Source organism: Escherichia sp. E2661, assembly GCF_004745185.1.
Classification (GTDB): domain Bacteria; phylum Pseudomonadota; class Gammaproteobacteria; order Enterobacterales; family Enterobacteriaceae; genus Escherichia.
The window spans coordinates 34,291-44,031 of sequence record NZ_PDIG01000036.1; the positions used below are offsets into that span (position 1 = coordinate 34,291).

At 51.8% G+C, this 9,741-nt stretch carries 5 protein-coding genes and 2 pseudogenes; 5 read left to right on the forward strand and 2 right to left on the reverse strand.

What is annotated here, in order from left to right:
* Window positions 1-7: 7 nt before the first annotated feature.
* Window positions 8-1,360: a molecular chaperone gene (gene yegD / locus CRI63_RS18995; RefSeq protein WP_135520438.1), complete on the reverse strand. Its 1,353-nt coding sequence runs from the start codon at window positions 1,358-1,360 to the stop codon at window positions 8-10.
* 133 nt (window positions 1,361-1,493) lie between these two features.
* Here yegD and alkA point away from each other — a divergent pair, with 133 nt between their 5' ends.
* Window positions 1,494-2,342, forward strand: a complete 849-nt coding sequence (gene alkA / locus CRI63_RS19000; RefSeq protein ID WP_135520440.1) for a DNA-3-methyladenine glycosylase 2 — start codon at window positions 1,494-1,496, stop codon at window positions 2,340-2,342.
* Between the two features lie 96 nt (window positions 2,343-2,438).
* On the opposite strand, the gene CRI63_RS19005 is transcribed toward alkA, so the two are convergent.
* Window positions 2,439-5,756, reverse strand: a complete 3,318-nt coding sequence (locus CRI63_RS19005) for a diguanylate cyclase (protein WP_135520442.1) — start codon at window positions 5,754-5,756, stop codon at window positions 2,439-2,441.
* A gap of 318 nt (window positions 5,757-6,074) precedes the next feature.
* Between CRI63_RS19005 and udk the strand changes: the two genes are divergently transcribed.
* The 4 genes and pseudogenes from udk to CRI63_RS19025 all read left to right on the forward strand — a co-directional run.
* A complete protein-coding gene (gene udk / locus CRI63_RS19010; RefSeq protein ID WP_064529458.1) occupies window positions 6,075-6,716 on the forward strand; it encodes a uridine kinase in 642 nt (213 codons plus the stop codon).
* Window positions 6,717-6,807: 91 nt separating this feature from the next.
* Window positions 6,808-7,389 carry a dCTP deaminase gene (gene dcd, locus CRI63_RS19015; RefSeq protein WP_001234767.1) on the forward strand — a complete coding sequence of 194 codons (582 nt, stop codon included), beginning with the start codon at window positions 6,808-6,810 and terminating at the stop codon, window positions 7,387-7,389.
* 21 nt (window positions 7,390-7,410) lie between these two features.
* Window positions 7,411-9,265, forward strand: a pseudogene (gene asmA / locus CRI63_RS19020) (outer membrane assembly protein AsmA).
* Window positions 9,266-9,558: 293 nt separating this feature from the next.
* Window positions 9,559-9,741 (forward strand): annotated as a pseudogene (locus CRI63_RS19025) (IS110 family transposase); the annotation flags it as partial.

Consider the following 9,741-nt stretch of genomic DNA (forward strand, 5'->3'; position numbering starts at 1 on the left):
TTTTCAATTAACGAAACACCACTTCCGCCCAGCGTGCCAGCCCGGCGGTGACGGAGCCAAAGTCATCGCCGCCTGCAATTGGAATGCCCGGCAACTGTTCTGCCAGAGCCTTTTTAATCAGCGGCGAACGGGCGCTACCGCCAGTCAGATAGATGACATCCGGTTTTTCCTGGGCGTTATCCAGCGCCAGTTGCACCTGTTCCAGAATCCGCGCCAGCGGTTGGCTGAGGGCGCTTTCCAGACCCTGCTGGCTAATCATCGTAGCCAGCTCATCGCTGATAAACGGCAGCGATGCGAGGGTTTCCGCTGCGCTGGAAAGCGCAATTTTGCTCTCTTCTGCGCTGCGCACCAGTCGATAGCTTAAACGCTGACGCCAGACTTTCTGTAACAGGGCCACTTTTTCCGGTTCGCGGGCATCGCGTACCAGATCGTTAAGCAGGCGACCGTTGGCACTACTGTAGAAATCACTTTGCGCAGGTACGTCGTTGATGGCAACCGCATTCCACCACGGCAGAATCGGCAGGGCGATGCCTTTTTCGGTTTCGCCTCCCATGCCCAGTAACGGCATCAGGTTTTTAAACGCCAGTGCGATATCCAGATCGTTACCGCCAATACGGCAACCACTGTGACCCAGCAGGCTGGCTTCACGATCGAGACGCGAACGCCACTGCGGTCCCATCAGCAGCAATGAACAGTCAGTCGTACCACCGCCGATATCCACCACCAGCACCCGTTTTTCTTCCTGTAAGGTGGCTTCGTAATCCAGCCCAGCTGCTACCGGCTCGTACTGGAATACCACATCCTTAAACCCGGCACGCTTTGCCGCGCGTTCCAGAATCCCTTGTGCCTGGGCGTTTGCTTCATCGCCGCCCAGCCCTTGGAAGTTGATCGGGCGACCAATCACCGCTTGGGTAATCGCTTCTGGCAACTGCGCCTGCGCCTGCTGGCGAATGTGCAACATCATTGCGCAGACCAGATCCTCAAACAGCGCTACCTGCTGCGGTTTTAAGCCGCTGGCACCGAGGAACGATTTTGGTGATTTCACAAACCAAACTTCTTCCGGATCATCAATGTACTGTGCCAGTGAGGAAAGACCGAACTGCACGCTTTTCGCCGTAACATCGATATCTTCTTCGCGGTTATAACGAATCGCCCGACGCAACAGCGCCTGCGTTTCATCGTCGTCTGCCGGAACATCATGATGGCGGTACAGCCATTCGCTTACCGCTTCACGCGTTGGCGCGCAAAGCATTGAAGGCAGCAACGTGCTGTCGTTTTCCATTTTCAGTAATTGCGGTTTACCGTCGCGCATGACCGCCACTGAACAGTTTGCTGTACCGTAATCAAAACCAATAAACACGAAATAATCCCCATGCCGGTGAAGAAGGGGCGTGACTTTAGCGAAATGTTGCCGTCGCGACAACCGGAATATGAAAGCAAAGCGTAACGTCTGAATAACGTTTATGCTGAAAGCGGATGAATAAGGAGATGCGATGTATACCCTGAACTGGCAGCCGCCGTATGACTGGTCGTGGATGTTGGGATTTCTCGCCGCCCGTGCGGTGAGCGGTGTGGAAACTGTCGCTGACGATTATTATGCCCGTAGTCTGGCGGTGGGCGAATATCGCGGTGTGGTGACTGCTATTCCGGATATCGCCCGCCATACTCTGCACATAAATTTAAGTGCAGGTTTAGAACCCGTTGCCGCTGAGTGCCTGGCGAAAATGAGCTGCTTATTTGATCTGCAATGTAACCCGCAGATTGTTAACGAGGCGTTGGGCGAGTTAGGCGCGGCGCGGCCTGGATTGCGTTTACCCGGCTGTGTTGATGCTTTTGAGCAGGGCGTGCGGGCGATTTTAGGCCAACTGGTGAGCGTGGCGATGGCGGCAAAATTGACCGCCAAAGTGGCACAGCTTTATGGCGAACGGCTGGATGATTTTCCGGATTATGTCTGCTTCCCCACGCCTCAGCGGCTGGCAGCAGCCGACCCGCAGGCATTAAAAGCGTTAGGCATGCCGTTGAAACGGGCAGAGGCACTGATTCATTTAGCCAATGCAGCACTGGATGGCACCTTATCGATGACAATCCCGGACGACGTAGAACAAGCGATGAAAACGCTGCAAACTTTTCCGGGTATCGGGCGCTGGACGGCGAATTATTTCGCCTTGCGCGGCTGGCAAGCGAAAGATGTTTTTCTGCCGGATGATTATTTGATTAAGCAGCGATTTCCAGGAATGACGCCAGCACAAATCCGCCGTTATGCCGAGCGCTGGAAGCCCTGGCGTTCTTATGCGCTGTTGCATATCTGGTATACGGAAGGCTGGCAACCAGAAGAAGCATGACGCTGGTCGCCGGATGCGGCGCGGCCTACGGAACGGACGAATTGTAGGCCTGATAAAACGCGTTAGCGTTGCATCAGGCGATGGGGAAACGCTCCCTCAATTAATCGCGAAATAACTGCTATTAACCAGCAAATCCAGAGGCTGGCCCTCGGCGATCACATCGCCATAAATCAGATCAACACCAATGTCAGAAAGCGTATCCAATACCAATGGCAACGCTACTGGCCCAGCGATGGTTTTCACACCCAACCGCTGGGCATGCCCCTGAATAATCGAAATCAGCATCTCATCCATTAAATTGCCCTGTACGCTGGCGCATAACTCGGCGTCAAGCAGTAGATAATCCGTCATATTTGCTTTGAGCATATTGAATATTTGTAGGTCGCGCCCTACCTGGCTGAGTACGATCCGGCAGCCGGCCAACCGCAGTTTTTGTACAGCCAGCCCGTGGTCGAAAATCGCTTCTGCCGGAATTACCAAATGGAACAACCGTGGTGGTAATGAACTTTGTTCCAGTTGCTCAAGCAATTCGTCTACCAGAGTGACGCTGCCTAGCCCTGCAACGGAAAGGGGGAGGGCGATGCTTAAACCTTTATTGGCAACCGCTTTTGCTGTTTGTTGGAAAAATTCACGTAATACCCGGCGGTCAAGCGCGTGGCTGAGTGCCGGATCGCTGAAGCTACGGCGGAATGCCTGTTCATCAATCAACTCGCCTTTGCTGCTCCAGAGCTTAAGCGAAATCAACCACAAATTCCGCGTTTCCGTGATTCGCGGCGAAGCGATGCCGTGGGCAATCATCATAAGCGGATTCTCTTTAGTCATCCGCCACTGTTCATCGAGCGACATCACTGTCCGTTCATTATGTGCAGTTGCCTGCTGTGGTTCATAAACTGTGACCTGACCACGACCACCATTTTTCGAAGCATAACAGGCGATATCGGCCTGGGACATAACTTCTGCTGCCTGGTGATTACTGTCGTTTATTAACGTCATCCCGGCGCTTGCTCCTACCCGATGTAACCGACCGTCCCACATAAAGTGATAATCATTGATCGCATTGATAATGCGCGTCGCGATAAAACGGGCACTTTCGACATTACAGTCTGGCAGTAACAGACCAAATTCATCACCACCAAGTCGTGCCAGTAGATCGCTGGAGCGCAGCATACTCAGCATCAACGAAGACAGTTCGCGCAGCAAAGCATCGCCGGCCGCATGCCCGGCGCTGTCATTTACCGCTTTAAAGCGATCAAGATCGATAAATACCAGTGCATGTTGCTGATGCGTACTGTGAACGGTTTGCAGCAGTATTCGCAGTTGTTTCTCAAAACTTGCACGGTTCGCCAGATGCGTCAGGGCATCGTGAGAGGCGCTATAGCTAAGCTGACGTAGCATTTTGCGTGCTTCGGTGACGTCCTGAATCACCAGCACCGAACCAATGCTACTACCATCCAGGGTGCTTAACGGCGTAATACTGTAATGAACGTCATAACTGCCACCGCTACGGCAGTGGAGAACCACGTCCTGTTCAATAGCAGAACGTGAGGTGTCGGCACTGTAAATGTTCTCAATTAACGGCCCAGTGTCACCAGTTGTAAGATGCAATACCGTCAGCAGCGGAACGCCCAACGCCTCTTCTTGCTTCCAGCCGCTCATTTTCTCCGCGACTGGATTCATAAAGGTGATTTTCATCGCCATATCAATACAGACCACGGCTTCACCGATAGAGTCCAGGGTGATATGCAGACGTTCTTTTTCCTGGAACAGCGCCTCGTTGAGTTGTTTTACTTCTGTCATATCCATATTGATGCCAAGCAGGCGTTCGACTTCGCCTTCTTTATTCAGAACCCGATTGGCGAGTGCGCGGATATGACGAATACCGTCTTTTACCGTAATGCGAAATTCCAGTTTAAAAGGCAAACGAGCCTGCAGCGAATCGCGGATGACTTTCTCGGTGTGTTCTCGATCTTCCGGCAGCACGCAGTCATACCAAACCTGCCAGTTTGGTTTGATATGCGGGGAAATTTCGTAAAGTTCAAACATCCGCTTATCCCAACTGAAAATATCCGGCTTCAACTCCCATTCCCAGATACCAATCCCGCCCGCTTCGTTAGCCAGCGTGATGCGTTCCATCAGTTGCTTATTCACCTGCTCGGTGCGTTTTAACTCGTTAATGTCTTCTATCTGCGCAATGAAGTAGAGTGGCGTGCCATCGGTGTGGCGCACCAGTGAGACGGCAAGCAGCGCCCAAACTACGTCGCCGTGGCGGTTGTAGTAGCGTTTCTCCATTGAGTAGGTATTGATTTCACCGCTAATCAACTTCTCAACGTGTTGCAGATCTTTATTGAGGTCTTCCGGCCAGGTCAGCTGTTGAAAGGTGAGAGCACGCAGTTCTTCCTGGCTGTAGCCGAGAAACTGGCACAGGGCTTTGTTGCTTTGCAGCCATTGTCCCTCAGTACCCACCAACGCCATGCCGATAGCAGAATATTCCATGGCGTTCCGAAAGCGTGTTTCGCTTTCGGAAATATGCTTACGTTCCGCGCGGAAGGCGTACATCACCATGGTCATGATGTTGGCGGGAAGCAGAATCAGCAAAAATGGCAGCCACGGCATATGGCTCATCAGGTACGCTCGCGGCGTGGCAAGCAGAGTAGGGTCGGCAGCCATCATTAACGAAACCATCATCACTGTCGTGAGGAAGATCAAAAAGGCTTCCATTCGTGGCAGGCGCACGGCGCTCCACATCAGCAGCACAATAATGAAAGTAAAAGGCCACGGCAGGTACAGCATCGAAAGCCAGCTTAATGTCAATGTGATCGCTAACGTCAGCAGCGTTTCAAACAACAGTCGTGGGTTACGATGGCGTAATAGATAATGAGGTTTAAACAACAGGCCCAGCGGTACCAGCGCCAGGGCGCCGATGGATTCTGAAAGTACCCATATCAAAAAAGCCCTGAGAGGATCGTCTCCGGGCGTCAGCAGGACAACCAGCCCCCCTCCCAACAGAGGTGGAACGATGGCGCTGCCAAATGCAAGACGAAGCCAGTCAGCCAGATTTTGTAGCGGGTTATACCACGGTAATAATTTTCGCAGCAGCATTGCGCCCACGACGGCTTCAATAATGTTGATAGCCGTCCAGGTCATATTGAGCGAACTGGTGGAAAAGAGCAGCACGGATGCGGCTATGTTTCCCAGTGAGCAGGCTAACGCGATACCAGGCCACATGCGTCCGGCATGGCGGTAAAACGCCACCATCATAATGGAAGTGGGGAACCATAGCGGCGCAAGCTGAGTGCCAAATTGTGAAAGCTCAAGCGAGAAAAGGGTAAAGATAAACGAGACTAAACCTAAACTGACGAGGTGAAGCAGAGGATGAGGTAAGGTAATTAAAACACGCTGTGATGGTTTACTCATTACCGCTCTATCCGCATGGCCAGGCCGTCAGTATTGGTATCTGTGTTTATGCTAGTACAAAAGTTTTACATTTTATATGCAAATTGCTCATAAAGTGACGTAATGGCGGATAATTTGCGCAACTATGCATAACATTTTTCACTTTGCGTCATAACTGAGCAATTAAATTTGCATCAGGGAATTGATCGTCAACAATTAACTCTGAGAGCAAGGCAACGCTATTCGACTGGTATCACGCGGATGAAATCCCTATAATTGCCGCGTTTGGCGCTTCGGCGCCCCCTTCCTAACATCCAGGTTATTCAGGTCGCTAAATTTATGACTGATCAGTCTCATCAGTGCGTCATTATCGGTATCGCAGGCGCATCGGCTTCCGGCAAGAGTCTCATTGCCAGTACCCTTTATCGTGAATTACGTGAACAAGTCGGTGATGAACACATCGGCGTTATTCCGGAAGACTGTTACTACAAAGATCAAAGCCATCTGTCGATGGAAGAACGGGTTAAAACTAATTATGACCATCCCAGCGCGATGGATCACAGCCTGCTGCTGCAACATTTGCAGGCGCTGAAACGCGGCTCGGCTATCGACCTGCCGGTTTACAGCTACGTTGAACATACGCGTATGAAAGAAACGGTGAAGGTTGAACCGAAGAAAGTCATTATTCTCGAAGGCATTTTGCTGCTGACGGATGCGCGTCTGCGCGACGAGCTGAACTTCTCGATTTTTGTGGATACCCCACTGGATATCTGCCTGATGCGTCGCATTAAGCGCGATGTTAATGAGCGTGGTCGTTCGATGGATTCTGTAATGGCGCAATATCAAAAAACCGTGCGCCCGATGTTCCTGCAATTCATTGAACCGTCTAAACAGTATGCAGATATCATCGTGCCGCGCGGCGGTAAAAACCGCATCGCGATCGATATATTGAAAGCGAAAATAAGTCAGTTCTTTGAATAAGCTTGGTAAATTGTGTACCGTTCAGTGATAACCTGGTATGCCCTTGACGTAACTGGCGTTAAGGGAGTGATGCGCGAAAGGAGAAAATGCCATGCGTCTGTGTGACCGAGATATTGAAGCCTGGCTTGATGAAGGCCGTTTGTCGATCAACCCACGTCCACCCGTGGAGCGTATTAATGGCGCGACGGTGGATGTACGCCTGGGCAATAAATTTCGTACCTTCCGTGGTCACACGGCAGCGTTTATCGATCTGAGCGGTCCCAAAGATGAAGTGAGCGCCGCGCTTGATCGGGTGATGAGCGATGAAATCGTGCTCGACGAGGGCGAGGCATTTTATCTCCATCCGGGAGAACTGGCGCTGGCGGTGACGCTGGAGTCGGTTACGTTGCCAGCCGATCTGGTGGGCTGGCTGGATGGGCGTTCCTCACTGGCGCGTCTGGGACTTATGGTGCACGTCACTGCGCACCGTATCGATCCGGGCTGGTCTGGCTGTATTGTGCTGGAGTTCTACAATTCCGGTAAGCTGCCGCTGGCCCTGCGTCCGGGTATGCTGATTGGCGCGCTGAGCTTTGAGCCGCTTTCAGGTCCGGCAGCGCGTCCGTATAACCGCCGTGAAGATGCGAAATATCGCAACCAGCAGGGCGCAGTCGCTAGCCGTATCGATAAAGACTAATTCAGGCCCATTGAGGATACCATGAGACGATTTCTGACGACGCTGATGATACTCCTGGTCGTGCTGGTGGCTGGGTTATCTGCGTTAGTGTTGCTGGTGAATCCGAATGATTTCCGTGACTATATGGTCAAGCAGGTTGCTGCACGTAGCGGTTATCAATTGCAGCTCGACGGGCCACTGCGTTGGCACGTCTGGCCGCAGCTTAGTATCCTCTCTGGTCGCATGATATTAACGGCCAACGGGGCCAGCCAACCGCTGGTACGTGCCGATAATATGCGCCTTGATGTGGCCTTGTGGCCTTTATTGAGTCATCAACTCAGCGTTAAGCAAGTCATGCTCAAAGGGGCAGTCATTCAACTGACGCCGGAAACAGAAGCAGTGCGCAGTGAAGACGCCCCAATAGCCCCGAAAGACAATACGTTACCTGATGATGCGGAAGATCGCGGCTGGTCGTTCGATATCGCCAGTCTGCGAGTCAGTGACAGCGTGTTGGTGTTCCAGCATGAAAATGACGAACAGGTTACGGTACGTGATATCCGCCTGCAAATGGAGCAGGACCCACAACATCGCGGTTCGTTTGAATTCTCTGGTCGGGTAAATCGCGACCAACGCGATCTCACGTTAGCGCTCAAGGGGACTGTTGATGCTTCTGATTACCCGCATGATTTAACGGCAGATATTCAACAGATTGACTGGCAACTGCAGGGCGCTGATCTTCCGAAGCAGGGGATTCAGGGCCATGGTCAGTTCAGGACTCAGTGGCAGGAAGCGCAAAAAACGTCTCTCCTTTGAACAAATCAATTTAACCGCTAACGACAGTAATCTGACCGGTCAGGCGCAGGTAGCGCTGCTTGAGAAGCCAGAATGGCTGCTCAGACTGCAATTTGCCCAGTTAAATCTGGATAATTTGCTGCCGATGAATGAGGTGATGACTAAGCAAAATGGCGTTGCTCAACAGGGGCAAAGCCAACCGACGCTGCCACGTCCGGTAATTTCCTCACGCGTTGATGAACCTGCGTATCAGGGGCTGAAAGGCTTTGCGGCAGATATTTTGTTGCAGGCCAATAACGTGCGCTGGCGTGGAATGGATTTTGCCGATGTCACTGCGCAAATGACCAACAAGGCGGGGCTGCTGGAGATTATCCAGTTGCAGGGCAAACTTAACGACGGTGTCGTGTCGTTACCGGGTACGCTGGATGCAACAGCCTCACATCCGCGTATAGTTTTCCATCCCCGGCTGGAAAATGTCGAGATTGGCACCATCCTGAATGCCTTCAACTACCCCATCTCATTAACGGGGAAAATGTCGCTAGCGGGGGATTTCTCTGGTGCTGATATTGATGCCAACGCATTCCGCCACACCTGGCTGGGGACGGCGCATGTCGAAATGGCCGATACGCGCATGGAAGGCATGAACTTCCAGCAGATGATCCAACAAGCGGTAGAACGTAATGGCGGTGATGTGAAGGCCGCTGAAAACTTCGATAACGTGACGCGGCTTGATAGCTTTACCACCGATCTGACGTTGAAGGATGGTGTCGTGACGTTAAACGACATGCAAGGTCAATCGCCAGTACTGGCGCTTTCAGGGGCTGGCACGTTGAATCTGGCAGATCAAACCTGCGACACCCAGTTTGACATTCGTGTGATTGGCGGTTGGAACGGGGAAAGCAAACTGATTGATTTCCTCAAAGAAACGCCGGTTCCTCTGCGGGTTTATGGCAACTGGCAGCAACTCAATTACAGCCTGCAAGTGGATCAGTTACTGCGTAAACACTTACAGGACGAAGCCAAACGCCGTCTTAACGACTGGGCCGAGCGGAATAAAGATTCCCGCAATGGCAAAGATGTGAAGAAGTTGCTGGAGAAGATGTAAGTTACCAGATGACCTGTCCTGTAGGCCTGATAAGACGCGTAAAGCGTCGCATCAGGCAATCACGTAGATTACTTTCAGCAAAGATGAATCATCAGTAAAAGCAAGATATTTCCGCGAGGGGGTTGGTCCGGCTGTAAATCGCCGAATCGTTTCCTGTAGGCCGGGGCAGCCCACATGGATGTGGGCTGAGGGCGCGTTTTACAGGGATAATGAGATGGACGCTCCAGATTTTACGGTATCAAAGTACCAGACTGGATCGTTGCAATACGTCCTGAAAAATTAGGAGCGTCCACATGAAAGTATCAACTCTTGGTATCGACCTGGCAAAGAACGTTTTTCAGCTTCATGGTGTCGATCATGAAGGCCATACTATTTTGCGTAAAAAGCTCACCCGGGCTAAGTTTGTTCAGTTTGTGATTCAACTGGAACCTTGTCTGATTGGCATGGAAGCCTGCTCATCCAGTCATTATTTTGCG

Coding starts and splice junctions, on each gene's coding strand:
- dcd (WP_001234767.1), top strand. CDS start 6,808: ATGCGTCTGTGTGACCGAGATATTGAAGCCTGGCTTGATGAAGGCCGT.
- CRI63_RS19005 (WP_135520442.1), bottom strand. CDS start 5,756: ATGAGTAAACCATCACAGCGTGTTTTAATTACCTTACCTCATCCTCTG.
- alkA (WP_135520440.1), top strand. CDS start 1,494: ATGTATACCCTGAACTGGCAGCCGCCGTATGACTGGTCGTGGATGTTG.
- udk (WP_064529458.1), top strand. CDS start 6,075: ATGACTGATCAGTCTCATCAGTGCGTCATTATCGGTATCGCAGGCGCA.